The 25,363-nt window shown below is 67.6% G+C and carries 21 protein-coding genes; 8 read left to right on the top strand and 13 right to left on the bottom strand.

The genetic code is table 11. The features are described 5' to 3' along the window. Positions 1-20: 20 nt before the first annotated feature. Together ACQPYK_RS49895 and ACQPYK_RS49890 are read right to left on the bottom strand one after the other, a co-directional pair. Complete coding sequence (locus ACQPYK_RS49895) at positions 21-2,879, bottom strand: lantibiotic dehydratase (protein WP_433259331.1); 2,859 nt, start codon at positions 2,877-2,879, stop codon at positions 21-23. Between the two features lie 329 nt (positions 2,880-3,208). Next, a complete protein-coding gene (locus ACQPYK_RS49890) occupies positions 3,209-3,592 on the bottom strand; it encodes a hypothetical protein (RefSeq protein WP_433259330.1) in 384 nt (127 codons plus the stop codon). 550 nt (positions 3,593-4,142) lie between these two features. Here ACQPYK_RS49890 and ACQPYK_RS49885 point away from each other — a divergent pair. Further along, positions 4,143-4,997 (top strand): hypothetical protein, encoded by an 855-nt coding sequence (locus tag ACQPYK_RS49885; protein WP_433259328.1) that lies wholly within the window; start codon positions 4,143-4,145, stop codon positions 4,995-4,997. A 201-nt stretch (positions 4,998-5,198) separates the two neighbouring features. On the opposite strand, the gene ACQPYK_RS49880 is transcribed toward ACQPYK_RS49885, so the two are convergent. From ACQPYK_RS49880 to ACQPYK_RS49870, 3 genes are all read right to left on the bottom strand, one after another. Beyond that, a complete protein-coding gene (locus ACQPYK_RS49880; protein WP_433259327.1) occupies positions 5,199-6,323 on the bottom strand; it encodes a hypothetical protein in 1,125 nt (374 codons plus the stop codon). A gap of 206 nt (positions 6,324-6,529) precedes the next feature. Beyond that, on the bottom strand, positions 6,530-7,225 hold the full coding sequence (locus tag ACQPYK_RS49875; protein ID WP_433259326.1) for a hypothetical protein: 696 nt from the start codon (positions 7,223-7,225) through the stop codon (positions 6,530-6,532). A gap of 140 nt (positions 7,226-7,365) precedes the next feature. Further along, positions 7,366-7,602, bottom strand: a complete 237-nt coding sequence (locus tag ACQPYK_RS49870; RefSeq protein WP_433259325.1) for a hypothetical protein — start codon at positions 7,600-7,602, stop codon at positions 7,366-7,368. Positions 7,603-8,547: 945 nt separating this feature from the next. Between ACQPYK_RS49870 and ACQPYK_RS49865 the strand changes: the two genes are divergently transcribed. The 5 genes from ACQPYK_RS49865 to ACQPYK_RS49845 all read left to right on the top strand — a co-directional run bounded on the left by ACQPYK_RS49865 (position 8,548) and on the right by ACQPYK_RS49845 (position 14,049). Further along, a complete protein-coding gene (locus ACQPYK_RS49865; RefSeq protein ID WP_433259324.1) occupies positions 8,548-10,371 on the top strand; it encodes an NAD(P)-binding domain-containing protein in 1,824 nt (607 codons plus the stop codon). 271 nt (positions 10,372-10,642) lie between these two features. Beyond that, a complete protein-coding gene (locus ACQPYK_RS49860; RefSeq protein ID WP_433259322.1) occupies positions 10,643-11,431 on the top strand; it encodes an SAM-dependent methyltransferase in 789 nt (262 codons plus the stop codon). Beyond that, a complete protein-coding gene (locus ACQPYK_RS49855) occupies positions 11,428-11,793 on the top strand; it encodes a hypothetical protein (RefSeq protein WP_433259321.1) in 366 nt (121 codons plus the stop codon). Before ACQPYK_RS49860 ends, ACQPYK_RS49855 begins: the two co-directional genes overlap by 4 nt. A 208-nt stretch (positions 11,794-12,001) precedes the next feature. After that, on the top strand, positions 12,002-12,943 hold the full coding sequence (locus ACQPYK_RS49850) for an ABC transporter substrate-binding protein (RefSeq protein WP_433259319.1): 942 nt from the start codon (positions 12,002-12,004) through the stop codon (positions 12,941-12,943). Positions 12,944-13,041: 98 nt separating this feature from the next. Further along, on the top strand, positions 13,042-14,049 hold the full coding sequence (locus ACQPYK_RS49845; RefSeq protein WP_433259318.1) for a methyltransferase: 1,008 nt from the start codon (positions 13,042-13,044) through the stop codon (positions 14,047-14,049). A gap of 300 nt (positions 14,050-14,349) precedes the next feature. Here the strand turns inward: ACQPYK_RS49845 and ACQPYK_RS49840 are convergent, their stop codons facing one another. From ACQPYK_RS49840 to ACQPYK_RS49825, 4 genes are all read right to left on the bottom strand, one after another. Then, positions 14,350-15,651: a helix-turn-helix domain-containing protein gene (locus tag ACQPYK_RS49840; RefSeq protein WP_433259317.1), complete on the bottom strand. Its 1,302-nt coding sequence runs from the start codon at positions 15,649-15,651 to the stop codon at positions 14,350-14,352. A gap of 325 nt (positions 15,652-15,976) precedes the next feature. Then, on the bottom strand, positions 15,977-18,613 hold the full coding sequence (locus ACQPYK_RS49835; protein WP_433259316.1) for a relaxase/mobilization nuclease domain-containing protein: 2,637 nt from the start codon (positions 18,611-18,613) through the stop codon (positions 15,977-15,979). Then, positions 18,610-19,053 (bottom strand): hypothetical protein, encoded by a 444-nt coding sequence (locus ACQPYK_RS49830; RefSeq protein ID WP_433259314.1) that lies wholly within the window; start codon positions 19,051-19,053, stop codon positions 18,610-18,612. The genes ACQPYK_RS49835 and ACQPYK_RS49830 overlap by 4 nt, the downstream gene beginning before the upstream one ends. 359 nt (positions 19,054-19,412) lie before the next feature. Beyond that, positions 19,413-19,697 (bottom strand): hypothetical protein, encoded by a 285-nt coding sequence (locus tag ACQPYK_RS49825; RefSeq protein ID WP_433259313.1) that lies wholly within the window; start codon positions 19,695-19,697, stop codon positions 19,413-19,415. A gap of 94 nt (positions 19,698-19,791) precedes the next feature. Between ACQPYK_RS49825 and ACQPYK_RS49820 the strand changes: the two genes are divergently transcribed. Beyond that, positions 19,792-20,609 (top strand): IS5 family transposase gene (locus tag ACQPYK_RS49820; RefSeq protein WP_433259311.1). Its coding sequence is split into 2 segments (ribosomal slippage): positions 19,792-20,134 and positions 20,134-20,609, totalling 819 coding nucleotides; the frame shifts between segments, so codons are not numbered across the junction. 174 nt (positions 20,610-20,783) lie between these two features. On the opposite strand, the gene ACQPYK_RS49815 is transcribed toward ACQPYK_RS49820, so the two are convergent. The 4 genes from ACQPYK_RS49815 to ACQPYK_RS49800 form a co-directional block, all read right to left on the bottom strand. Then, a complete protein-coding gene (locus ACQPYK_RS49815; protein WP_433259309.1) occupies positions 20,784-21,506 on the bottom strand; it encodes a hypothetical protein in 723 nt (240 codons plus the stop codon). Positions 21,507-21,591: 85 nt separating this feature from the next. Continuing rightward, positions 21,592-21,957 carry a hypothetical protein gene (locus ACQPYK_RS49810; protein WP_433259307.1) on the bottom strand — a complete coding sequence of 122 codons (366 nt, stop codon included), beginning with the start codon at positions 21,955-21,957 and terminating at the stop codon, positions 21,592-21,594. A gap of 112 nt (positions 21,958-22,069) precedes the next feature. Then, on the bottom strand, positions 22,070-22,816 hold the full coding sequence (locus ACQPYK_RS49805; RefSeq protein ID WP_433259305.1) for a hypothetical protein: 747 nt from the start codon (positions 22,814-22,816) through the stop codon (positions 22,070-22,072). A gap of 13 nt (positions 22,817-22,829) precedes the next feature. Next, positions 22,830-23,366 (bottom strand): hypothetical protein, encoded by a 537-nt coding sequence (locus ACQPYK_RS49800; RefSeq protein ID WP_433259303.1) that lies wholly within the window; start codon positions 23,364-23,366, stop codon positions 22,830-22,832. Positions 23,367-24,548: 1,182 nt separating this feature from the next. Between ACQPYK_RS49800 and ACQPYK_RS49795 the strand changes: the two genes are divergently transcribed. Further along, on the top strand, positions 24,549-25,331 hold the full coding sequence (locus ACQPYK_RS49795) for a phosphotransferase (RefSeq protein WP_433259302.1): 783 nt from the start codon (positions 24,549-24,551) through the stop codon (positions 25,329-25,331). The last annotated feature ends 32 nt before the right edge of the window (positions 25,332-25,363 follow it).

Genomic DNA, 25,363 nt, shown 5'->3' with positions numbered 1-25,363 from the left:
GGGGTGATGTTGATGGCGGTCTATCCCTTCATCCGGTGCCGGCAGGCGAGGGCGGCGGCACGGGCCAACCGCAAGCACAGCCGTTCGCTGCCGGGGTCGAGCCCGGCCATGCGGGCGTGATGCAGGTGCAGCAGGGCGGCCAGAACCGCGTCCGGGGTCGGCCGCTGAGTGGCCAGGTGGGCGCGGTAGGAGGCCAGCGTCTGCTGGCGGTCCTGCCAGGTGTGGATGATCTGGTCGCCGCCGGGCAGCGCTTGGAGTGCGGCCCAGTCCCCGTCCGGGTTGGCCAGGCGCATCGTCTCGTCGTGGAGGGCGCGGTCGATGGGTGGGGCGGGGTGGCGGTGGACGCGCGTGGTGAGCCAGGCCGTCCCGGCCTCCGGGCTGCCGGTGAAGGCGGCGGCCAGGTTGAGGATGCTCGCCGCGGTGATGGCAACCAAACTGGGGTGGCCGGGGGCGAGGACGGCGAGTTGGGCGAGAGCGGCGGCGGAGTCGGCGGCGAAGACGGTCTCCGCGGCTGAGAGGGCGGCGCCCGTGCCGTAGCGGCCGGGCTCGGGGTAGTAGGTGTCGAGCACCAGGCGGCGCAGTAGCCCGCGCTCCCGTAGCTGATCGGCCCAGGCTCCGACGCGGTGGGCGGCGTCGCCGTACCGGCCCGGGTCGTGGAGCGGGAGCCGGAGTCGCAGGTGGTGGTCGGGGGTGTGATGTCGCAGGAACCACCAGCCGTCGGTGGGGCCTTCTTGCCAGGCGGTGAGCAGGCCAGGGAGATGGCCGGTGAGGATCTCGCTTTGGAGGTCGGGGTGGGCGTGCAGGCGAGCGTAAAGCCACGCGGATGCGCCGGGCGGGTGCCCGGGGTGGTGGATCGGCCGCAGGGCACCGGCCACGGCGGTGAGCACGACGGGACAGTCGGGGGGCGGGAGCTGTGCGACGAGCGGGAGGACGATCTCGTGGGCGCGACCTCCCGCCCAGCCGTACGCCTCACGATCGGGCGCCTCAGCCAGGGTGGCGGCCTGGTCGCGGTCCAGGTGGGAGCGGAGCACGGCCAGGTGGGCGAGCTCGTCCAGGTCCAGGCGTAGGCGGACGTCGCGGTCGCCGAGAAACACCAGGCGGGGGATGCGGTGCCAGCCGCGCAGGGTCGTCCACGCCTGCTCCCACGCTGGCCATCCGGTGGTGGGGGCGGGCAGGTCGGTGGCGGAAAGGTTCCAAGTAGCCGGGTGCAGGACGGTACGGCCGTAGCGGACGCGCGGCAGGAACGGCAAGCCGCTTCCTGCGCCCCACAAGAACGGGACGCAGGAAGCGGCTCGGGCGGTGGCGATCTCGCATAGGAACCGGGCGAGGGGGTGGGTGGCCCGGCGGAAGTCGAGCGCGTTGACGGCCAGCGGCTCCACGATCTCCCCTCGGGACAGCGACAGCAGGAACAGACGGTGGGCGTCGCCGCTGACCGCCAGATCCTCCACCGGCAGGTGCTCCGCGTCGGGGGGCTGGTGTTCCCCGAGCGAGATCGCAAGCGCGATGGCGGGGCTGCGGGTGAGGTTGGCCGCGCGCGGCGACAGCGGCGGGCAGGAGACCTGGGCGAGCACGGCGCCGGGGTTGAAGGTGGGCAATCCGGCCAACCCGTGGATCATGCGGTCACGGTCGGCGGGCGCAAGCAGGTGCAGGAATCGGCCTGCGGTGGTTCCGGCCTGCCGAGCGGCGGAGACGACGACGAGCGTGAAGTCGCCGCGGGTGATGGCGTCGATGCTGGGGGCGTGCACGGCGAAGCGCAGCTCGGTGTGTGGCACCGGGTGCGGTGGCCGCTGCTCGTCGACGCCCGCGGCCAGCTCGTCCAGGAGCTTCTCGTCGAGCACCACGTCGCCGCCGTCGAATGCGGCCTGCTGGGCGAGCCGCAGCAACACCCGGTCGCGGTTGGTGAGCGGCTGCGCGGGGGCGGTGGCGTGGGCGTTGCGGTAGCCGGCGGGGTAGCCGAGCCCGGTGTCGGCGTTGACGACGTCGGCGAGCGGGACGACGGCGCCGATCCCCCACCGGGCCAGGAACGCGGTGTGCCAGGCCTGCCAGGACGGGGTGCCGTACGGGTGCGGGGCCAGCCGGATCAGGGCGGTGGCGGCGGCCTCCGCCTCGCAGGCCACGGTGGCAGGCAGTACCGTCCGGCAGTCGAGCCGCAGATCAACGGCCAACATCGCCGGGCTGTGCAGGTCGGCCATCCGTTTGGTCGCCGAGGTGCGCAGGGCGCGCCGCTCCTCGGGTGAGCCTGCGTGGGTGTGCTGGACCAGCTCGTCCCGGATTGTCTGGAGCTGGCCCAGCACGTCCACGGGGGCGGCGGGGCCGAGGTCGGCTAGGTGGCCGATGAGGTGGGTGAGCGGGTCGGTGATGGTCATCGGCGGGTGCAGGCTGCTGATGAGGACGCCGTGCTCGACCAGGGTGGCCAGCATCGTCTCGACGTCGGCCGCGGGGTGGCCGGGCAGCTCCTGGGCGAGTGACCGCGTCAGCTCGGCGATCGTGATGGGCGCTCGGGCGGCCCGCATCACCCTCTGGACTGCCGGGGTGTTGCGGATCGTCGTGTCGGCCGGTGTGGTGTGGCCGGGCTGCAGGCGGCACGGGATGACGAGCCGGTCGCCGCGCTGATGCGCGAGCGTGGTGGCCACCACGTGCAGGTGGGGCCGCAGGTCGGGGCGGGCTTCCAGGTGGGTGATGAGCATGGTGAGCCAGGCGGCGTCCGGGCGGGCGGTGGCGCGGTGACGGCTTCCCCACTCCAGGGCGGCGGTGGCGCCGAGCCGTACCGGGGCGACGCCGGCGAACAGGCCGAACGGGGTGGCGCGGCCGGTGGCGCGCAGGAGGTAGCGGAGGGTGTGCCTGCTCGCCCCGCAACCAGACGCCCTTCCAGAACCCACTCGGCGTTTTGGTCCTGGGTGTAGGTCACCCGCATGTACACGTGCTGACGATCATTCAGCGCGGCCCACGCGTCAACGGCGCGCTTCGATGGCGGCTGAGGCGACGCTACCGATCACGACCGGCACCGCTCGGCCGATTGCAACCGCGCCGAACTCTCCCGTACGCGTCTTACCGTCTCGTACCAGGCGGCTTCGGCGTATCTGCGGAGCCGTAGTTCTGCGCCGCAGATACGCCGAAGGTTTTCGCATCTGTCCGCCTTAACAGATGCTGTCGATCACAGGGCGATGTCGTCGATGACACTCCTGTGCCACAGTCACCGAAGCGGTTTTTACTGATCAACCAGTTGATCAAGCACGATTTCGCCTTCAACTTTCATTGACCGCGCCAAGTCGTCGCCTTTTTCGGTGGTGGCTATCCACACATCCGTTAAGCCGAGCACCCAATTGCGGCTCTCGCATTCCAGCAGGATCCGGTCAAGGGCCTGTTCTACATTCAAGTCCCAGGCTTCAAATCCAGAGTCTCCGATATTTCCGGCAACGGCGAGATTCTCAGTAAGAAGAATCTTTACGGCAGCTAGCGCCGCACTTCTTGCGTTGCTCGTCTCTGCCCCGATCATGGTTGATGCCCGATAGAGAATGTGACCTAGAGTTATCCAGTCATCTAAACCTTCATCCAGGACCTCTGCCATTAGAGTGCGGACTTTTTCATCCATCCTTGATATGCACCTTAAGTTGCCTGCCATTGGGGAGAACGATATCGATCGTAGCGCCTACAGATTTCGACGCCGTGCGCCATTGGATCACCGTGCCATCTGCCAGCTTGGACCGCTCCGGAACCTTTGGCCCATATCCGGGTAACGTCTCCCCGTTTTTGGTCCACTTGCCATAGAGCGTCCTCAGCTCACTTTCGGAGCCGACCAGGCGGGCATGGCGTTGGTTTCCGGGAGCAAGCTTGCTGTAAAGTGGTGCTCGGCCTCGAAAGGCACGATACGTGCGCCAGCACATTAGGTGCCGCGAGTCGAATTTAGAAAATATACCGGACAGTAATTCAATTCTGTCTGGTTAAAGGGCTCCTTGCGTGGCTACTTTGCATGAGGCGGAACAGTCAGCTGTCAGTTCTCAGCGCATCTCAGCGCACCTGATTGACTCTCACGGATCTCATTCACGAAGTGCTGAGCGCGAAGAAGGCGTCAGTGCTCGCCGGGGCCGCCTCTTGGCAGAGGCATCGTGAACCCCTGGGCACTTCGGCCCGTCTGGAGGAGCATGAGAGGCATCTGGTTCGTGGCCGTGCTCGTGACGCTCACCGCCTGCGGGACGGCACCAGCGGCGACCACTCCCGCGACGCGGTATCAGGCCGACGGGACCGTACTCGCCGACGCGAAACACGGCCCTCAGCTCTGCGCTATCGTCGCCGCCTCCCTACCACCCCAGTGTGGCGGACCCGACGTCATCGGGTGGGACTGGAACACGGTCGAGCATTCCGCTCGGGGCGGCGTGCGCTGGGGTGAATACCACGTGGTCGGTACCTGGGACGGTGCACGGCTCACCCTGACGGAACCTCCGCACCCCGCCGAGCGCCGTGATGCCCCGCGTGCCCGACCTGACCTCACCACCCCGTGCCCAAAGCCCGCGGGCGGCTGGCGTCCGGTCGACCAGGGCAAGAGCACCCAGGAGACGATGGCGGCCGCCATCACCAGGGCTCAGGAGCTTCCTGGGTATGCAGGCAGCTGGCTGGACCAGAGCTACCTCGAAGAGATCGACGACTTCGACGCTGACGACCCTCGATCGGTGGAACGGCACGCCAACGACCCGAAGCGGCTCGTGCTGAACCTGCGATTCACCGGCGACGCGGCCGCCCACGAACCCTTGATTCGCGAGGTCAGCTACGGTGCGCTGTGCCTGAGCCCCGCCCAGCGCACCGTAGCTGAGCTGCGAGCGCTCCAGGAAAGAGCTCAGCAGGAGATCAAAGGTGTGTATTGCGCCGCGGCGGACGAGCGGGCGGGCCGCGTCCAGATCGGGGTCTGGGTGGTCACACCGGAGCTGCAGCGCCAGGTCGACGCCACGTACGGCAAGGGCATGGTAGTCCTCGACGGCTTCCTCAAGCCGGTGGCCTCGTAAACCCACGCGGCGGCAGGGCCCGCCCATCCGGGTGGGGGTCAGCCGGATGGGACCGCGTTTTTCCGGAGTTCGTGCCTGGCGCTACAAGCTCAGGCAAATAGATCAAGTCGGATGAGACCTCCCACCGCAGGACGATGCCGAGCTAGCCGATTCACTGCGGGTCGTGTTTTCAGCCTGGATCAAGGAGCTCGAGAAGTGCCTTCAGCCCCGCGTCTGCTCGACGGTGATCACCCGGGCGGCCTCCGCCTCGGTCGCTGCGCGGACTTCGACGAAACCGTTTTCGTTGCGCAGGATGGTGACGATCCCGGTGAGCAGTGTGTTCTGGCGGATGCGGTCACGGGCGACGCGCTGTCGGTCGACCGACAGGACGGCGGCATGCGCGTTCTCGTCGTTGGCCCATACCCAGGCGCGGCCGCTGAACCCGGGGTCGGGTCCGATCAGGCCGGTACGCACGCTGGAGGCCTCCAACCGCAAGGTGGATGCGCCGTGTGGGTTCAACTCCTTGCCGATGCGCATGCTCACACGCAGCCGCGTGGCGTATCGCTCGACTTCCGAGTGTGGCCAGGACTCTATGCCTGCGGGGAGGTTGCCGAGCATATCGATGCGCAGGTCGCCCAGCATCTGGGCGGGGGTGAGCCTGCGGCGCGCGGTCCGGTGGCTCGGTGAACGGTCCGCGTATGGGAAGGAGGTTAGGAGCATTACCGCGGGCGCGGGCTCGGGGGTAGACAGCGGGTGTAGGGCGGGCCACTCCCCCACCTGTGGTGGAACGGAGCCGGGCTCGAGCGGAAGGATCTCGCGCATCTTGGCCGCCGTGTACCCGTCCGCCTCTGATTGCGTGCGCAGAGCCGGGCCGGCGGCATCGGCCAGCGGCCAAAACCTCAGTAGCCATGCCTCCTCGACGGTTTCGGTCACGGTCTTGTCGTAGTCGGCCGGCTGGGTGCGGACGGGTCCGGCATAGGCGCGAAGGCCGTAGGCGAAGAACGGCGGGCCCAGCAGCAGCCTCTGTTCGGAGGGACCGATGTCGAGGTTCCAGAGCTGCACGGTGCCGCCTGGGCTCAGGTAGGTGATCTGCCCGGCCTCAGTCCAAGGCTCGCCAGGTGCGGCGGGTTCGGCGTCCCAGGCCTCCATCCGCAGGTGGGCCGTCCGCGCCGGGGACTGGCTTGCCACGCCGATCTGGCCCAGGGCGATCTGGCCGGGCTCGGCCAGCAGCGCACCGACTGCGGCTTCCGGCTCGGCCTCTTTGCCGAGACCGGATCCGTCTATGAGGCCGAAGCGTCCATAGGAGATCGGTATCTCATCGTCGATGCTGCGGATCAGCTCGGCCATTGCGCCCCTTGTCATGATCGTTACCTGTGTGTGGCGACCTTAGCCGTCAAGGGCGACAATTACTGATCCGGCGAAGGAGTCCCGGCCTTGATTACGCAGCCGCGCTGTCAGGTGCCTCCCCTAAGTGGGGTGAGCGTACGGTTACATGTGGGCGCCGTTGTGAGGAGCTCGAGAAATGCGGATGTGCCGGGCGGCCGGATCTTTGGTCACGGGCCGCTGTTGTCGCTGCTTTGATCGTCGACCGTGTCGGGGGCCGGCCGGGTGGCCGTGTGGAGGTGGCCGGCGGGGGTGAGCGTGAAGCCGTCGCGGAAGGCAGCGGCGGTGTCGGTTCGCCGCACGGCCAGCAGTACCGGCTCCTCAGGGGCCTCCTGGTCGCTCCACAAGTGGAAATGATCGTTCCATAGGTGCAAGCAGATGAGCGGGTCCTGCGGGCGCTCGCTGGCATAACCCAACGTCTTTGGAAAGCGGGGGTTGGTGCCGCCGAACAGGACGGACGGCTCGCCGAACCGCTCGCGGATCTGGCTCCATGTGATGTCGGTGCGGCAGAGGAGGTCGATGCGCTCGCGCATCTCGTCGTAGTCCGTGGCGGACAGAAGGCGGTACAGGCGCAGCCAGTTACGGCGGTGGGCCAGGTCGGCGTAGACGGAGGCCACGGCGTCATCGGTGCCGCGTCCGAGAATCTGTGCCAGTGCGCCGGTGACCCCGAGGCCGTTCGAGCCGCCGCGTTGGTGGAGGTCTTCTACGTCGGCAGTCCATGTCTGAGCGGCGCCGTGGGCGAAGGCCACCGCGTCGAGGTAGAGGTGAATGGAGGTCTCGCCTCCGTACATGCCGGGCCGCCGGAGGGCATCGTTGGCTTTCGTCAGGAGATAGTCGCGGACGGTCTCAAGGGTGGGCTCATTCACGGTCGATCAGCTTAAGGCGCGCCTTCGCCGGCTCGACGGCGAGATCTTCGCCGTGCCGGCGGGTCTGCCTCGTCGTCCGGCGTCGCCTTCTGAGATCTTCGGTGCGCTATCGGAAACGTCGCTGTGGCCTCGTGATGAGGTTATGCGCTGCGGCGTTCTGTCTGGACGGCGCGTGCTTCCCAGCGGGCGAGTAGGTCCGCGTCTTCGTGGGGGTTGCCTACCAGTTCGGTGGGCGTGATGGCGTTCGCGGCGTGGGTGCTGTAGTCGGGGGCGCCCGGAGCCAGGGCGATGGCACCGTCGGCGTGCCAGCCGTCGGGGGTGGTGATGTGCACAGGCACCAGAAGGGCGCCGTCGTCGCGCTTAACTGCGGTCCACATGGCGACCTTCTTCACACTCCATAGTGCCTTCGACAGTATGCCCACACCAGTTTGCCGAGGTTTTCGCGGCCGTCGAGCATGCGCACCAGGCGTCCTACCTGTCATGATGCGCACGGGGCATACCCTTCGGCTCACCATTCGACCGCGTCCAGGTAGCGGGGGTGCGCTATGGCCGGCCGCATCCCCCAGGGCGGGATGGTGCTGCGCTCCGGCGGTAGGCCTTCCCTCGTTGGCGAGTCCGTGCAGGCGCTGCGCGATAACGCTGAGCACCACGTCAGTCTGTGACCCTTGTGCCATATCGAGAATGCCTCTCGATCGCATGTAGCGATAACGACACGGGCATTGCATGCCTGATCGGGCATCATGGTCAAGCGTTTCCTCGCATTGGCCATGGATTGGCCATATAGAATGGCGTTCTAATCCGTCCGAAATGATCAAGCGTTCGGTGGCCGTATCCGTGAATTCTGTGATCAACTAGATCATGATGGTTGCAGGCTTTCACCCCCACAGAAAGACCCAGCTGTGGACAAAACCCCTTCCAGCGCCCGCTCAGTGGCATCCGGTCAGCTTGCCCGCTCAGGCCGTGAACCCTTTGGAAGCCTGATCGCTCGACGCCGGCAGGAACGCGGCTGGAGCCAGGAAGACCTCGCCGAACGGTTACGCGCGTTGTCTGGCAATGTCGGTGCGACGCAAGACCAAGTCTCACGGTGGGAACGAGAGCACCGCGTCGCCGGCCATTACTGGCGACGCTTCCTGTCTAACCTCCTGGGCATACCCATGGTGGATTTGGCAAGAGCCGCAGCCATATCCAAAGCCAGGCCGGATATGACCAATTCAGCCCCACGTGTTCTTCCCGCAGATGTGGCGGCTATGGTGGCTCTGTCAGCGAGAGAATCGGCTCGGCTGGGTGAGCAAGTGGATAAAACCCCTTTTGGAAGCTTCACCATGACAGAGATAGTCGATGAGCTGCGTCGACTGGCCGCCGTCTACCCCTACAGCCCGCCCGGAGACTCCCTCCTGGCGGCCAGGCAACTGCGTGATCGCGCTTACGCGCTGGCCGAGCAGTCACGCCGCCCGGCCTATACGCGGGATCTGTATCTGGTCACCGCATGGAGCTGCGCGATCTTGGCCAACGCCTCCTTCGACCTGGGCGCCGCCGAGCCCGCCATGGTCCATGCACGCACGGCGCTGCATTTCGGAGACCTGTGCGATCACCGCGGCGTCCAAGTCTGGACCCACGGGCTGCAGTCCCTGATCGCCTTCTGGGACGGCCGCCCGGATGAGGCGATAGCGATCGCCGAGCCGGTGCTGGGCTGGCCGGTAAACGCCGGGACGGCATCGGTGCGCACCACCGCGATATACGCCAGAGCGCTCGCCATGGCGGGACGAGAGCGCGAGGCCCATCACGCGCTGGCCCGCGTGCAACAGGCACGTGATCAGGTCGTCCACACTGATGACCCGCTCGACGACCCCGGCGGCATGATCGATTTCCCGTCCGCCAAAGAACTGTACTGGCGAGCCAACACCTACCTGCTGCTCGAGCGGGCGGACCGGCTGGCCGATGCGGAGACGGCCGCGCAGGAGTCGGTTCGCCTGTACCTGCAAGACCCCGTTGACCGGCAACGGACCGGCGAGCTGTGCCACGCCCGCCTGGACCTGGCCGCCGCCCGATGGGAACAGGGACACCCCGAAGGCGCTGAGCAGGAGATCAAAGCCGTCGTCGAAACCCTCCAGATGCGGTATGCGGTATGTGGAAAGCGTCGTGCGCCGCATGGACCGCTTCGCCGGCCAACTCCAGGAGAGCCACGGCAACAGCCGCCTGGCCACACGGGTGCTCTCCCGGATCTCCGCAGCCAACGCGATCAGCCCGCCAGCGCTACCCGGCGACGTCGCGCCGCTGCCGCTGGAGGGGTGAGCATGCCCCAGACGGTCGCGGTGCTGCACCCGGGCGCGATGGGCACGGCATTGGCCCAGGTGCTCGCCGCCTCCGGGCACCGGCTGCTGTGCTGCGTGGACGGGCGCTCGGAAGCGACGCGGCGCCGAGCGCGTGAGGCGGGCCTGACCTCGGTACCGATGCGGCAACTGGCCGCAGAAGCCGACATCGCCGTGTCCGTCGTCGCCCCCGCCGCCGCCTGGCAGGTGGCCGACCACCTCCTGGCGGCCGGGTTTCGTGGGCTGCTGATCGAGGCCAACGCGATCCGGCCCACGATGCTGCGCGCCATCGCCGACCGCGTCCATGCCGCAGGCGGGCAACTCCTCGACGCCAGCATCACCGGGCCGCCCCCATCGCCGACTCTGCCCCAGCCCACCCGCCTGTATCTGTCCGGGCCCACTCCTGCTGCTGACGCCACCGCGGCGTTATTCGCGTCGGCTCCCGAGCTCGAGGTGAGCGTGCTGGGCGAGGACGTCGGGCAGGCATCGGCGCTGAAGCTGGCTCAGAGCATCACGCAGAAGGCCAGCCGGGCGTTGGCCCTCCTTGGGCATGCCCTGGCCGCCCAGCATGGGCTGTCGGCGACCTTGGCCGCCGAGGCGACGCGGTGGCATCACCCCGCCTCAGACCCTGATCGATTCTCCAGCGTGGCCAGCCGAAGCTGGCGATGGGGCGGCGAACTGCGCGACGCGGCCGAGGAACTGCGTAGCGCGGGGCTTCCCGCGGAGCTGGCCGTTCATGCTGCCGCGATATTCGACCTCCTGGCCGACTTCAAAGACGATCACCCTTCCCTCGCGGAAATCTTCGAGGCTTTAAACGGCCTTCCCGGCGAGCCGTAAAACCTCGACCGCCCGCTTTATCCCTGGTCAGCAGGTTTCTGGCCCCCGGCCAATCGCAAATGGCCATGTTTTGGCCATTACCCATCGCGCTCATCACCGGTTTCATTGGCAACAGGCGCTGCGGCCCCGCGACCGCTTTTCCTTCGGGTACGAGCGGTTACCGGTTTTGCCCCAGCGCCCTCGGGACTCCAAGAACGATGCGCCGGTGCGGCCGCACCGGCAGATCTCGTGGATCCCCAGACCCTTGCCCCTCCAGCACCTGAAGGTATCGATGAGCGAGCTACCGCACCTGGATGTGAGCCGGCCCGCCACGTCCCGTGTCTACGCCGGTCTCGCAGATGGGAAAGACCTGTTCGCGACAGATCGGAAAATCGTCGAAGCGGTCCGCGCCGTCATCCCTGGGATTGGGCATGCGGTCCGCGCCAACTGCGTCTTCTTGCGTGAAGCCGTGGCCACGCTCACCCGAGACCACGGCATCACCCAGGTGCTCGACCTGGGCGCCGGCCTGCCCGACGCAGAGATGAACCTGCACGACGTCGCCCATGAGCACGCACCGCACGCCCGGATCGTCTACGTCGATCACGATCCCATGGTCGTCGTGCACTGGCGGGCCCGGCTCAACCACGCAGGAACGGCGGTGGTCCACGGCGACGCCCTGCGTCCTGCGCAGATCATGGCCGCGGCTGAGGTCACAGAGCTGATCGACTTCAGCCGACCGGTCGCGCTCGTCATGGGCGCGCTCACGCACTTTTGGCCGGACGATGTCCTGCCCGGCGTGCTCGGCTCCTACCTCGCCGCGCTGGCCCCCGGCAGCGCTCTGGTCTTCTCCCACGCCACGACCGACAAGCTCAGCGCCGAAACGGTCGCCGTGGCGGTCAAGGCGTACGGCATGCCGATCTACCCGCGCTCGGGTACGCAGATCCGCGCTCTGCTTTCCAGGCTGAAGCCGCTTGCGCCTGGCGTGGTAGCCGTGCGGGACTGGCCGGTGAACGACACGCTGGATCGCGGCTACCCGCCGGTACTCCTCGGCGGCGTCGCGTTCACCAGGAGCGGCGCATGATCCCGCCCGGCACAGCCGCCTTCGAGCGGTTGATAGCGGTCAGGCCCCTGCCACCGAGCCTCACCGCCTTGAAGAAGCTGCGCAGAGCGCTGCAGGGCTACCTTCTCACCCCGAAGATCATCCACACCGACGGCGGACCGATCCTCACGGTCAACGGGCTGATCGTACGGACCGACCGGAACGTTCACGTGTATTACTGGTCGACCGGCCGCGCGAGTGCCCGCAAAGATCGCCCGGATGACGAGGTCCTGACCTATGCCGAGGTGGCCGATGAGCAAAGCGCCGCGCGCCGGATCTCCGCGCAGCTGAGCAGGACCGAAATGGCCCGGCTGGAGTCGGTCTCCACCAGGCAACCGCGGTGAACTCCGTGATGAGCTGAGCGCGACGGTGACAACCGTCGCGCCCGTCCAACCGCACATGGCCGGGACTTCGCAGGGTGGGTGCGGGCACAGCCCAGCCGATGGCCCCTTATTGACCGACTGACCAGTTTCCTTGAGCCGTCACGATGCACTGGAGCATTCCATGAAACGATTACTTTCCGCATCATTATTATCGCTCTGTGTTATTTCAATGGTGGGGTGCGGCCTCCTTGACCACCCCTCGGCCACCACCGGACACCCGCTGACCCCGATCACCGTCGGCGCACTGGAAGTCCCAGACGCAGCCCCCGCCTACATCGCACGCCAAAACGGCTACTTTCGCGCCGAGGGCCTGAACGTCACGATCGAACCCATCCAGGGCGCCGGACCGGCCCTGCCCGCACTCCTGGGCGGAAGCCTCCAGGTGATCCAGGCCAACTACGTCACGGTGATCCAAGCCGCGGCCTCAGGGCAAAAACTGCTCGTCATCGCCGACAACTACCAGGCCGCGCCCGGATGCTTCGTGCTCATGGTACGCAAGGACTCCCCCATCAAGTCCATGGCAGACCTCAAGGGCCTCAAGGTCGGGGTCGCGACCCGCAAGAGCATCGGATCGCTGACAGTCGCCTCCGCGCTCGGTGTTCACGGCCTGAAGGAGAGCGACGTCGACCTTGTCGAGTTCCGGCTTCCCGAGATGGTCGCCGCCCTCCAGAAGGGGATCATCGCCGCCGCCTGGCTGACCGAGCCGTTCATCACGCAAGGCGAAGCCGATCACGGCCTGGAGCGACTTCAGGACATGATCAAGGACGGCCCGATGGAGGACTTCCCCATTGCCGGGTGGGCCGTTTCCGCGACGTGGGCGGCCAAGAACCCTCGCCTCGTCGCGGCGTTCCAGCGGGCGATCATCCGCGCGCAGCACGACGCCGCCGACGACCGTAACGCGGTCACGCAAGTCATCCCGACCTACACGAAGATCCCTCCGCAGACCGCGGGGATCATCACCCTGGGCACCTTCCCCACCAGCCTGGACGCGGACCGCATTCAACGCGTCGCCAACGCGATGCTCGAGCACGGCTACCTGACGAAGAAGTTCGACGTGCGCCCCCTCCTGGCGCCCGCGCTGACCCCGACCACCACCGGAGGACATTCGTGACTGAGATGACCGACGCCGGCCTACCTAAACGGACGCGCAAATCCCTGCCGGGCAGCAGCGAATTCTTGGTCCCCCGCCGCCGCGCTACCGTCCAGAGCATGCTCGACGCCGTTTTGCACTTCGGCGCCCTGTACACCTTCGCGCATTTGCGTCTGGCCGACCTGCTGCACGCCGCCCAAAACCGCACCCTGACAGCAGAAGACCTGGCGGAGCAGTGCGACGTCCGCCCCGACCTGCTGTACCGAATCCTGCGGGACCTGACCACCGCGCACATCGTGCGCGCCGACACACAACCCGGCGCGTTCACCCTGACCGAGATCGGCGCGACCCTGCGCTCCGACATTCCCGACTCCATGCGCCCCGCCGTGCTCACCGCCGGCAAACCGGCCTGGCTGAACGCGGTCCCACGCCTGGCCGAGATCGTCTACACGGGCCGGCCGGTCCTGCCCGGCGATGAGGACTCGCTGTATGGCTACCTGGCCAACTACCCGAGCGAAGCCACCGACTTCGAGGCGTTCATGGCCGCCCGCTCCTATCCCATCGCGGTGGACCTCGCCGATGAGGAAGAGCTGGCCGGCGTGCGAACGATCGTGGACGTGGGCGGCGGGACCGGCACCATCCTGGCTGAACTCCTGCGCGCACACCCCCACCTGAGCGGCGTCCTGGTCGACGGCCCGCAGACCGCCGCACGGGCCCGGGATCGCATGACGCAGCTCGGCCTGAACGACCGCTGCACCGTCACCGAAGGGGACTTCTTCACCGAGGTGCCGACCGTGAAAGCCCCCCCAGGCCCGGCGGTCTACACCCTGTGCAGCGTCCTGCACAACTGGGGCGATGAGCAGGCGCTACAGCTCCTCGCCGAGGTGCGCGCCGCCATGGTCGCCACCGGCTGGACCACCCAGCTGTGGTGCGTCGACAAGCTGCTGGCCAACGGGCACGGACCCGACGCCGGCACCGCTCTGGATCTGCGGATGATGAGCCTCTTCCCGCACGGGCGTGAACGCACCGTCGAGGAGTACTCCGGTCTGCTGCTCCGCGCCGGGCTCCTGCCGAAGCGGATCAAGCCGCTGGCTGGTCTGAATCTGGTCATCGCCACGCTCGCCTAGACCCGGTGACGCCGACCTCGACGCAGGCCCGGCCCCAACGACCTTTCATCTCGTGGCCGGCGTCGCCGACCACCCGCTGGCAGATCCCCACCGTCATCCCCCGGCCGAGACGTCTCCGTGGCGTCTCGGCCGGGGAATCTGCCAGCCCTCCGCGCCCCGGGATGGATGACCCGGGCGCGGCCGAGGCATGGCAACACAGCACAGATGACCCACCTACTCGTAGGCAGCAGCTGGAACAGTGCTTTTCTGATCGCGCCAGACGGTGAAGGCGTTCGTCCCGGATTCTCCCGGCGATCATGCCTACACAAGCCTCGCACAGCTCAACGCCCGCCGATAGGCATCAGCGCTGTCAGACTGACGACCCATCCGCTCCAGCACCTGAGCGACAACCGTCCAGCCGTGAGCGCTGTGCCGACTGGCAGGCTCGCCCAGCAACCGCTCCCGCGCCTTCTCGACCGCGAGCCCGGCCTCCTGCGGCCGGTCCAGCGCGGCCAGCACCTGCCCGGCCAACAGATGATGGCGCAACTGCAGGGGTCGCGGCAAAACCTCGATCCGGGCTGAGACGGTGCGCAGCTGCTCTGCCGCCTCCTCCGGCCGGCCGCACAACAGCTCGGCGTGGGCCAACAGGTACGTGAGCTCAGCCTGCTCGACCGGAGCGTCGAACCAGCGCAGCTCCTCCTGCATGATCAGCAGCTGGGTACGGCACTGCTCCGCTCGTGACGGCCGCACGGCCAGCAACACCTCGGCGTGAGTCAAGACGGCGCGGGCCCGCACCGGCACCTCAGCCCCTTCCGGGCACAGTCCCAGCGCCCGGTCGACCATGGCCACCGCCTCGTCGTCACGGCCGGCTTCAACCGCGACGACCGCCTGAGCCCAGCAGGCCGTCATCATCGCCTGCGGCGTACCCACCTCAGCCGCGGTTCGGTGCAGCTCGCCGGCCCACTGCCGGGCCCGCAGCAGATCTCCCCGGCCGACATAGACCGTCAGCAACATGGCTCCGAGCGCGATGAACCGCTCGCTCCACAGTGGCGGCTCAGGCCCGTCCACGATGCTCTCAGCCAGCTGTACGGCCTGGCGGGAGTCACCGTTTTGCATGTAGCAACGGGCCAGCGCCACCGCGGCGTCGACGTCACGCTCGCCCAACTGCCCCCAGGGGGCCGACGGCACCATCCGGACCAAGGTGACGATCGCAGCCTCCAGATCCCCCTCAGCCTCGGCGGCCAGAGCAAACCCGAATTCGGCGGCCCGGTGCTGGGCGGGCAGAGCGACCAGGACCGAGTTCTCCAGCACCTGGGCGTAGCCGCTCCGGGCCGCGGAGGCCTTGCCCTCCTCCAGCATCAGCCGCGCGGCGGCCAGAGCGGATTCGACCTCCCGCACCTGCTCGGGCGCGATCCCTTGAGTGAGCTCCAGCAGTGAGCAGTCGAGCTTGACGGCGAGCAGTTCCAGCGTCGCGGGGGAGGCACGGCGCTTGCCCGCCTCCAGCAGGGAGAGGTAACTGTCCGACAGCTCCGGGTGCGCCAGCTCCCCCTGGGTCAGCCCCTGCTGCTCCCGTCTTGTCTTGATCCGCAATCCGATCGCACGATCATCAACGCTGCTCGTCACGGTGCCTCTCATGTCGCCGGGGCGTCGAGGCGGAAGTCACGTGCCCGCCCGTCTGCGCCTTGGCCCACTGTTTCCTCGCCGGCCGGTGTACGGCGACGCTTGTGATCACGACCGCAGGCAATCTTACGACCGCTTTGACTGATTGTTACCACCTTAGAAAGAAAGGTGCCGTGATGTGACGTCGCCGAAGCCGGCGGGACTCCCGGACGCACCTTGGCTCTTCAGATGGCGGCGAAGATCCATTCTGTTGTTAAGAAACGAAGCCGTACGGCCCCGACGCCTTTACAAAGTAGATTTCCTACTTGATGGAGAGTCATCGCTGGTGTCATCGACGCCGGCGCGGGTGCCGTCCCGGCCCCGGAGGCGAGACCGGCGGGAGAGTCTTCGGTTGTGCCGGCGGCGTCGACGATGTCGGCGATGCCAGCCGGGCCGCGTCGTGCCGTGACGGTGTCACGACCTGCTCGAATCGCGCCAAATCTTCTCTTGAGATCAAAACGGGATACCGCCCACCGGCTTCTCGCGCACCGACGACCCCGCGTTCCTGCAGCTGGCCGATCAGCTCGAAGGCCTTGGCCTCGGTGACCCACAATGCCTTGCCCAGCATCGGTACCGAGCATTCCTGCACCTGCACTACCGCGGTGACCGCCCGTCGGAAAAACAGGTCCTCCCCCGCCCCGACACCACCGAGGACGTTCTTCTGCGGCCGCATCGGTCTCCGCATGTCATCCGCACCCGAAGGCGGTGCCAGTGTGGCGGCACGACCCGCGGGCGTGATGAGAACCTCACGCCGACGAACATCGCCGGGACCGATCACCCCCTGCCGCTCCAATGCGCCCATCAGAACATGTGCATCGGATGCGCTCACTTCCAAGTTCCGCTGGAGAATCTCAGGAGTGCAGCACTGCGCCGCGATCACATGTTTAGCTGCCCGCTGGACCAGCACCGCGTCCATGCGCCCCTCCGCCGCCTGAAGACGCGACACATCAGCTGGCCGCAGCAGAACGCGCGGCAGCCCGCCATCACCGCCGAGCACGCCACGCTCACGCAACACCTGCATCAGTCGCGCGGCTTCGACGCGATCGACACCCAAACGGCGCTGCAACATGCTCGACGTACAGGCCTGAGCGGCCACCACTTCCCGCACCGCTCGCTGGAGCACCGGGGGATCATTGGACCGCAGCACCAACCCGGTCGGCGGGTGATTCCTCGCAGGGTGAATCGTCGCAGGGTGAATCGTCGCAGGGTGAATCGTCGTGCGCTCGTGCTCGGATTGCGGGGTCGACTCCCGGTCGGTGAGCCAGTTCTGCAACCGCCATGCCAAGACCTGTGTCTCGCTGCGCGACGGGCTCGACGGATCCGTGCGCAGCCGTCGCTGCATGGTCACCGCGCGCAGGACAGCGCCCGAGTCCGCCCCGCCGTACTCGACGCGCGCCATCAGCCCGGCCAGCACCGGCCACGCGGGATCGACCAGGATCGCCTCTGGGTCGGCCTGGCCGGTCACCGCCCGCCGCAGTGCCGCATGCAGGTCGCTGCGGGCCGCCGCCCGGTGGTCGGCGTGAGCGCGTGGCCGCGCCCCTAGGCGCTCGCCGGCGTCTTGCAGATGGGCCGCCGCCAGCCGTGCCGCTTGAGCATGGGCATGCATCTTCTGGAGGCGGTAGCGTGCCGCGACCGCGCGCGCCGCAGCCACCATGACGACAACCGTGGCCAGCACGGCTGCTGCCTCATCACCAGAAGCCAGCGCCTGCCCGGCATCGATGAGTACCCGGGCCGCACCACGCATCCGCCGCGATGCCTCGTGCTGGGCGCGCCACGGCACCCGGCCGCAACGCTCGAAGGCACGCGCAGCAATAACCAGTTCCCGACGGATCTCCTTCGGGGCCTGACTGGCGGCGGCCGTCAGCAGGTCGGCCAGGGCAGCGGTCACGGCCGCGCCATGCTCATCCCCGGCAGCATCGAGTACCTCGCGGGCCCGCGATATCGCACCTGCGGCATGCTGCCAGGCCATCGCACGCAGTTGCGGCTGGGTCGGCCGCATCCCCTGGCGCGTCGCTACGGCTGCTGCCCGGGGGCTCATCGCAGGCTTCGGCTCATCCGCGTCGGCCCAGCGTTGCCGAACCCGTGGCAGTGATAGATCCGGTGCCAGCCGGGAGCCGGAAAACCACACCGGCTTACCGTCGCGGGCGAGGTCACCGGGGTAGTTCACCGCATAACCCACCAGTTGTCCCGATGGCAGCGTCCGCTTGTAGACGTTCAGCTCACCCTGCTGTAGACGGACGAAGAAGTCGGCCTCGCTGATGGCCGTCAGCGCAACCTGGCGCACCATGACCGCAAGATGCTCGCGGGCGGTCGGGGCGAGCGGTGCGGGCGTCTGCGGGGTGAAGATGCGGTGAGCCTTGTCCTGCTCGCCGCGCGTCGGCCGGCAGGCGGCGCTGCGATCGATGGCCGCAGTCACCTGTAGTCCATGTTCTTCTTCGATCGCACGGCATTCGTTCCGCAGCCGAAACCAGTCACCACGCAGATCTGGGAGACGGCGGCCGTCTTGACGTGCCAGCGTGGCCACGATGTGAATGTGGTCGTCGGCGTGGCGCACTGCCACCCACCGGCACCCATAGTCGTCGCCGAACGGAGCGATCCCGGCCGCGGCCACCAAACGTCGTGCGATCCGGTTCCATTGAGCGTCGGTCAGCGTGCCATCCCCTGGTGCGCATCGCACCGGAAGATGCCAGACGTGGTGAGAGATGGTGCCAGGGTATCCGCCCAATGGCCGGTCCAGTTTGCGCGCCAGCCGCCACAGTGCGTCCTCACGCTGCGGTGAGCCGGACGGGGCGCGGGCAGGGTCCGGTTCCCGCCCGTCCCAGCTGGCCACCAGGTGCGGATTGACGTGTTCTTCGTGTGCACCAGGCCCGTACAGGTAGTTCAGTAGGCCCACGGTCTGTTTGCCGTATAGCACCTTGGCGATCACCAGGCTGGTCCCGGCACATCGAATGCATCGGCCACGTCTTCTATCCGCTGGATCGTCCGGTCGATCCGCTGCGCCACGGCCTTTAGCGCAGGCGCGTCCGGCTGCTCAGACCGCGCCAGCTCGGTGAGAGCGTTGCCGAGCTGGTTGAGGACCACTCGTGCTCGCACGAACTCCGTCATCTGCTCGCGGTAGTTCAGCGGGATGGGATGCAATTGCTGGCGGGCCGCTGCCACGGCCGTATCCGCGATGAACGCTCCGACACTGAGCCCTTCGCGCTCTGCGGCAAGTACTAAGGCAGCGAACTCGGGCTCATCGAACAGCAGCGGACCGACCCGCTTGTCACGTGGTTGCCGTGCTCGTCCCCGCCGTCCCACCACCCCTGATGTCTCCCCTTTTCCCTCTCCGCCACCCTCATCCCGGTCACGCCTGATCGGGCTCATTCGTCGGATTTAACCAGCATGCCTCAGGATTCGCTTGTTAACTCCGGTTTATCCACTAACTTGCTACAAGAAACGGACATTTCGACCATAAAATACACCTCCTGAATGTCAACTAAAGTTGACATTCAGGAGGTGTATCGCGCACCCGGTTATTGTCAGTGATTATGCGCTCGGGATGTCGGCCCCACGGCCCCGCAGCCAAGTCTCATCGGCCACCGTTGCACACCCCTTGGCCGGGTGCCGACGCAACCGACCCTCCGTGATGGATGCTCCGTGGTGGGAGCTGCCGGACCGCTACCGCAGGCCGCGTTTCTCGTTCTCATCGGCGGCGGCCTCAGAGCCTCGGGAAGTCACCGTCACTACGCCCCAGCCTTGCTGACGAAGGCCGGCAACTCAGCTGCCGCAACAGCGATGGGCAGCCACTGATCACGATCCATGTCCAGGCGGCTCATGCTGGAAAGGTTGCGGAGCGACTTGGAATGAATCCAGACGCCCAGCCCATCCGGCGTCCAGAACAGAATGGCTCCGGGATTTGCGTCATTCTCATGAGGAAGCATGAAGCGAGGACACCTGTTGCCGTCGGCCCACAGGTATCCGAGGTCATCCATGGCGACACCCGAATAATTCGGCACCTCGCCTATCACGACCCATCCCCACGACTCTTCGTGGTGGGGGATGTCGCGGACACGCGGCGGCTAACAGCGTGTCCTACATGGTGGGTGAGTCGTTGAACTCACCATGGACGGCGGGCAATGGGACTGGATCGTCCCGGCGGGGTTGTGGGAGATCGCACGGCCGTTGCTGCCGGCGCCTCGGGTGCGCCCGCAGGGCGGCGGGATCGTCGGTGTCGCTGATGAGGCGGTGTTCGCCGCGATCGTCTACGTGCTGGTCAGCGGATGCTCCTGGCGGGCGCTGCCGCCGTGTTTCGGAGCCTCCAAGTCCACTGTGCATCGCCGGTTTTTGATCTGGTCGTGTGCCGGGGTGTGGGAGCGGTTACACCAGGCCGTCCTGGACCAGTTGGCCGGCGATGGCCTGCTGGATGTGTCGCGCGTGGTGCTCGACTCGGCGCATGTGCGCGCCAAAAAGGGGGCGAACACACAGGTCCTTCGCCCGTGGACCGGGGTAAGCCCGGTTCCAAGCTGCACGTCCTGTCGGACGCGGCCGGACTGCCTCTGGTCGTCGGCCTGTCCACGGCCAACGTCCACGACAGCCGCTGGTTGAAGCCGATGGTGCTCGCCCTCCAATTGAGACACAGCCCTGTGCAGGGCCGGTATCGCAAGATCGGCAAGCTCCACGCCGACAAGGCCTATGACCATCCTGAGCTGCGGCGATGGCTGCGCGGCAAGCGCATCGGAGTGCGTATCGCCCGCAAGGGCGTCGAGTCCAGCCAGCGACTGGGCCGCCATCGCTGGGTGATCGAACGAACTATCTCCTGGCTGTTCGGCTACCGGCGCCTGTCACCCCGTTACGAGCGTCACCCCTACGCCTACCTGGCCTTTCTCACCCTCGCTGCAGCCATGACCTGCCATAAGCGACATCTCAAACTCACCATATAGGACATGGTCTAAGGCCAGCCAGGCAGATCGAAGGCTCGGGCGTGCGGAGGGCTCACTGATACTCCTCTGGGCTGGGGTCAGATACTTTCAAGACTGCATTCTCGGACGCTCGACTCAGCGGTGGCCTCCCAGAAGGTTACGACGTCCAGAGATGACCGTTCATCAGCACGGGCATCAGCCCTCTGTTGCGGGCGAAGCGCCAAGCGGTGAAGACCACGAGGGGGTGGGCAGCGGATCGGCCGACGGCGGCACGCAGGCGGGCGCGGGCGGCAGGGCAATGGCGTCCTCAGCTGAGGGCAGTGCCGTTACCAGTGAGGGGAAAGTCGAGACGGAGGTCGCGTAACGGCAGAGAACTGACTCGCCGTGATGCCGGCCCTGGCACGCGATGGTGCCAAGCGTCCGGTCGTCGACAGTGAGCCTGCGACGCAGTTGGCCTTCCAGATCGTCGATGCGTTCGCCGTTAAGTGCCTCATGATGGCTCAGCCGGTCGCTGGTCACGTCCAAGTCGGCAACCAAATCGGGGAACGCCTGGGTTAGGGCTCGCATGTAGGTGCCGAAGCCGGAGGAGTTCATCGGGGTGATTTTGCTGATGGCGCTGGCTACGCAGCACATCTCTGCGGCGGTGCCGGGACGGGTGTCCAGGCTGGCAGCGACTCGATCGAGGAGTTCACGGCAGTGCGCACGGTAGGGCCGCTCGTAGCGCATGAGCGGCTGGGTGGCTCTCAGTAGTGCGAAGCTGTGCCAGATCGTGTCGGCTGCCCACGGGTGCCGTTTCATGGCCTGCTGAATCTCGTCCTCCGCCCAGCCCCATTGCTCGCTGGTGGGGAAGACGTCGGCTGCTGCCGCGTCGACGAGGGCCTCCAATGTCAGGTCGGAGGGGTTGGCGAGTGACGACATAGGTCTCCAGAGACGGGAAGGCGTGAGATAGCGCGAGCCCTTCGGCCTTGGGGTTGGCCGAAGGGCTCGGGTGAAAGTGACGTCGCTACCGGCGCACGGTCGCGCAGGTGGGATACGAAGCGTTTTTCGGGCACCGGCCGAAGACGTCCTTCGTGACGTCGATCTCCTGCGGCTCGGCCGTGCCGTATTGGATGGTGAGGTCCCAGTCCGCGGGCTCGGTCACGAGCTTCCAGCTGCAGACGTTCCGGCCGTTGACCTTGCGGCACTGCCGCTTCGGGGTGGACTGCGGAGGGTCGTAGTCCGTGTCGATCACGACGCCTACCGCGGCGGAGGATGTAGCCGGAGTGGTGGTGGTGTCGCATCCTGGGAGAGCGAGAGCAACGAGGATCAGCGCTGCGGCTCGTCGGGTGGCGAGGGTCGGCAGCAGGCTTGCGGTCGTCGTGGCCGGCATGGGCGCCTTTCGTCGAGGGGGCAGAGGTGATCAGCCGTAAGGCCCGCGGCGGGAGATGGCAGCGCGCGGGCGCTCGATCGGTCAGTGGTCCTGGTTCGTGCGAGGAGCTTCATCAGGCAGGAAGTGGTGCAACGGCCAGTGCCCGTTGACGAGCTCGACGTCGCTTGCGTCGCAGGATCGCGGTGACGTCGCTGTTATTTCCTGCAGCGCGGCGGGTGTGCATTCCAGCGGTCGGCGTCCAGGAGTGCCGATGAAAAAACGCCATGAGCCTCCTCCAGTAGAAGGGTGATGAGTGGCAGGGCGGGATGCGGTGACCGTCGGGTGAGGCTGGGCGCCGCGCATCCGGCGCGAACTCGGCGGCCGCGCACCCCCGGCACAGCAGCCGCCCGTCCCAGGTGCGGACCCAATGCCGGCTCGCAGCCTCGTCAGCTGCGGCCTGGGTGTCGTGGTGGCCGACCCACATGCCGCCGTCGTCGGCGCTGGCGTCGATCTCGCCACAGCCGGCGCAGTCGGCGACGTAGCAGGGGCGGTCCCGGCGGACGATCCGGTATGGCGCGTCCTGCGGCCGGGCCTCGATCACCGAGGCGAGACGCCGGCGAGCGCCCTCCGCCCGCGCGAAGTGCATGCGGGCGCCGGTCCCGTCGACGGCCTCCCCGGCGACGCTGACGATGGCGAAGCAGCACGCCGGCGGGTCGACCAGGTACCGGTCGGCCAGGTCCGCGACCTGGTGGGCGAGGACCATGCGGTTGACTCCGAGCGGCGTCTGCCGGTACTCGCTCACCAGGTCGATCAGCTCGTTGCCGATCTCCTCCGGCACCTGGTCGGCGAGGTTATGGATCGGGCGTTCCGAAAGGGACATGGTGACCTCCAGGTCAGGGGGCGGGGTGGGGGGCTGCGGGTGCGGCTGAGGCGGCCGTGAAGGGGCCGGGGAGTTCCACGTCGTGGAGGGTGTAGGACTCGTCGCCTTCCTGACGACGCCGGATCGTGAAGTACAGCTCGACGGCCTCCTCGTCGTCGCCTGGCGGCGTGTCCGGCACCTCGGCGTCCTCCTCGTCGGTGACCCAGTCCCAGGTGTCGCGGATCTTCCCCGCCAGGTGGGCGACGGCTTCCTGCCGGGAGGCGTGCACGGTGACCTCACCGGTGGTGCGGGCGTCAGTGTCGTGGTGCAGCACCCACACGGTCATGTTGGCGAGCACGGCCGCGGCCGCCGCAGGGATCGTCACTGCGTGCAGCCAGTACCACTCGTCTTTGACCACGCGGAAGAACGCGTCGACCGCGTCTTGGTCGTCGTCCGGCGGAGTCGCGGGCAGGCCCGGGTCACTGCGGCCCGCCCACCGTTCGCGGACCTCGATGGCCAGACAGTGAATGGCCGCTTCCCGGGAGCCGTGCAGAACGACTCCACCGGCCACGGACCGGCGAGCTGGCGTAGTTCCTCCTCGGTCGCGTCGGTCAGGTCGGGCAGCGCGGGGCAAGCGAAATCGTAGGGGAACAAAGGTGGAAGGCTTTCTGGGATGAAGGCACCAAGTGACGGGCGCCGGCCACCTGATCGCAGGAGGGCACGGATGGTGAGGCGAGTGGCGATCGGCGGGATGCTGGCGGACCAGGCCTGGCGTGTTCAATGGGGACCGAAGGCGGAGACCGTGCAGCCTCTGCTGTCCGGCCCTCACCAGGTCGGATCGGTAGCCAAGCTGGCCCCGCGTTCATCCGGGTCGGCCGGGCAAGGGTGACGATGTAAGGACGGCTGCAGAGCGTCGTCCGGTAGTGGTGGCCGTACCAGGCGGCGTGCAGTGAGTGCGTCCGCAGAAGAGGCAGCCGCCGACGACGGCGAGTCTGCGTCCGGCGCAGTCGACGCCGACGACGAGTCGTGCCTGCACGTGGGTGATGGCCAGACACACCTGGATTCGGCGGGCACGCGGCGGGTGGGTGGATGGCCGTGAGCACTGCATGCGGGACTGCGTTGTGGCAGCGGGGAGGTCATCAGTGGTGACCCTGGTGTCGTCCCACAGGCTGATCTGGTCAGCGCCTCCGGTCACGGTGGCGGTTCAGGACCGTCGTGCGGTCGCGGTTCAGGTAGCCGGAACGCCGAGGGCAGAAGAAGCACTCGCGATGTCTCGGTTCAGGACACATGCCTATTCGGGAGTGACCGTCGGTCGGTGCGGTGGTGAAGGAGTCGAGACCCTCGCTGCCGTGGTTCATGGTCGATGCGGCGGACCGGGAGATCGAGCCGGTGAGCCGGTACCTGCGGGATCTGGCGCTCGGCGACACGAGTGCTCTGACGGGCCGCAGTTATGGGTATGACCTGCTGCGCTGGTTTCGGGTGCTGTGCCCCCGTGGACCTGGGCCTTCCCTCCGTCACTCGCAGGCGCCTCACAACCGAGTGATCAGCAGCGCGAACCTCGGCCGTCAACGGCCGGTCGCGCACGCGCCCTCACGGGGCCGCGCCACATGAGCGCCCGGCTCGCCCGCGCTCCAACCAGCCACCCGCCCCGAGCACCGTGCACGCCCGACCCGGCCCAGTTCCCGCGCTTGGAGCCTGCCGGAACTGGTACCGCGCCCGGGCCCAGGATTCCGCCGCTCACTAGGATTCCACCATGATCCAGGACGGTGAATCGATGCGCGGCGGCCTGTCGACGGTGCGCCGTAAGGGCGAGACCATCCTCAGGCCCTGGCGCGTGTGGACCCCCGCAGTGCGGGAACTACTGCGCCACCTGGAGCAGGTGGGATTCGCTGGCGTGCCGCGCGCCCTGGGGGACGGTCCCGTGGACGGCCACGAGGCGGTGTCGCTGCTGCGCGGCGAAGTCGGGCTGTACCCGTGGCCACGGGCGCTCCTCGCGGACGAGGGCGTCATCGCGCTCGGGCGGTGGCTGCGCGACTACCACGAGGCCGTACGCGACTTCCGGCCCTCGTCGCAGGCCGTCTGGTGCGACCCGGACGCCCGCTGGCGCCCCGGGCTGATCATGCGCCACGGCGACCTCACAAGCTGGAACTCGGTCTGGGCGGACGACCGCCTGGTGGGCGTCATTGACTGGGACCTGGCCATCCCCGGCGAGGCGTTGGACGACCTCGCACAACTGGCCTGGTACAGCGTGCCTTTGCGGCTTCCCGACCGTCAGCGCAGGGTCGGCTACGGCGCAGCTGGCGCGCCGTTGGCGCGACGGCTGCGGCTGCTGTGCGACGCCTACGGCGCGGACCCGGCTGACGTGCTGGACGCGCTGGCGCGGTTGCAATGCGACGAGACCGAGCGAATAGCGCGCCTGGGCCCGCTCGGCGCGGACCCCTGGGCGGCATTCCTGCGGCAGAACTTCATCCCGGACATCGAGGAGGAGCGCGCGTGGGCGCTGGCCCGGCGCGAGGAACTCCTCGGCCACGCTTGACGCGACCTGACCGGACGCGGCCGCGTGGCGAA

The organism is Streptosporangium sp. CA-135522, from assembly GCF_050949235.1.
Taxonomy (GTDB): domain Bacteria; phylum Actinomycetota; class Actinomycetes; order Streptosporangiales; family Streptosporangiaceae; genus Streptosporangium.
Note: the sequence above shows the minus strand (reverse complement) of the source record. Positions and strands in the feature narration are given on the sequence as shown.

Bases quoted from the DNA above. Each gene is read 5' to 3' on its own strand.
- ACQPYK_RS49880 (WP_433259327.1), bottom strand. From the start codon at position 6,323: ATGGCCGAGCTGATCCGCAGCATCGACGATGAGATACCGATCTCCTAT.
- ACQPYK_RS49890 (WP_433259330.1), bottom strand. From the start codon at position 3,592: ATGGATGAAAAAGTCCGCACTCTAATGGCAGAGGTCCTGGATGAAGGT.
- ACQPYK_RS49855 (WP_433259321.1), top strand. From the start codon at position 11,428: ATGATCCCGCCCGGCACAGCCGCCTTCGAGCGGTTGATAGCGGTCAGG.
- ACQPYK_RS49810 (WP_433259307.1), bottom strand. From the start codon at position 21,957: ATGCCGGCCACGACGACCGCAAGCCTGCTGCCGACCCTCGCCACCCGA.
- ACQPYK_RS49830 (WP_433259314.1), bottom strand. From the start codon at position 19,053: ATGAGCCCGATCAGGCGTGACCGGGATGAGGGTGGCGGAGAGGGAAAA.
- ACQPYK_RS49850 (WP_433259319.1), top strand. From the start codon at position 12,002: ATGGTGGGGTGCGGCCTCCTTGACCACCCCTCGGCCACCACCGGACAC.
- ACQPYK_RS49815 (WP_433259309.1), bottom strand. From the start codon at position 21,506: ATGTCGTCACTCGCCAACCCCTCCGACCTGACATTGGAGGCCCTCGTC.
- ACQPYK_RS49870 (WP_433259325.1), bottom strand. From the start codon at position 7,602: ATGTGGACCGCAGTTAAGCGCGACGACGGCGCCCTTCTGGTGCCTGTG.
- ACQPYK_RS49860 (WP_433259322.1), top strand. From the start codon at position 10,643: ATGAGCGAGCTACCGCACCTGGATGTGAGCCGGCCCGCCACGTCCCGT.
- ACQPYK_RS49805 (WP_433259305.1), bottom strand. From the start codon at position 22,816: ATGTCCCTTTCGGAACGCCCGATCCATAACCTCGCCGACCAGGTGCCG.
- ACQPYK_RS49885 (WP_433259328.1), top strand. From the start codon at position 4,143: ATGAGAGGCATCTGGTTCGTGGCCGTGCTCGTGACGCTCACCGCCTGC.
- ACQPYK_RS49865 (WP_433259324.1), top strand. From the start codon at position 8,548: ATGACAGAGATAGTCGATGAGCTGCGTCGACTGGCCGCCGTCTACCCC.
- ACQPYK_RS49795 (WP_433259302.1), top strand. From the start codon at position 24,549: ATGATCCAGGACGGTGAATCGATGCGCGGCGGCCTGTCGACGGTGCGC.
- ACQPYK_RS49845 (WP_433259318.1), top strand. From the start codon at position 13,042: ATGCTCGACGCCGTTTTGCACTTCGGCGCCCTGTACACCTTCGCGCAT.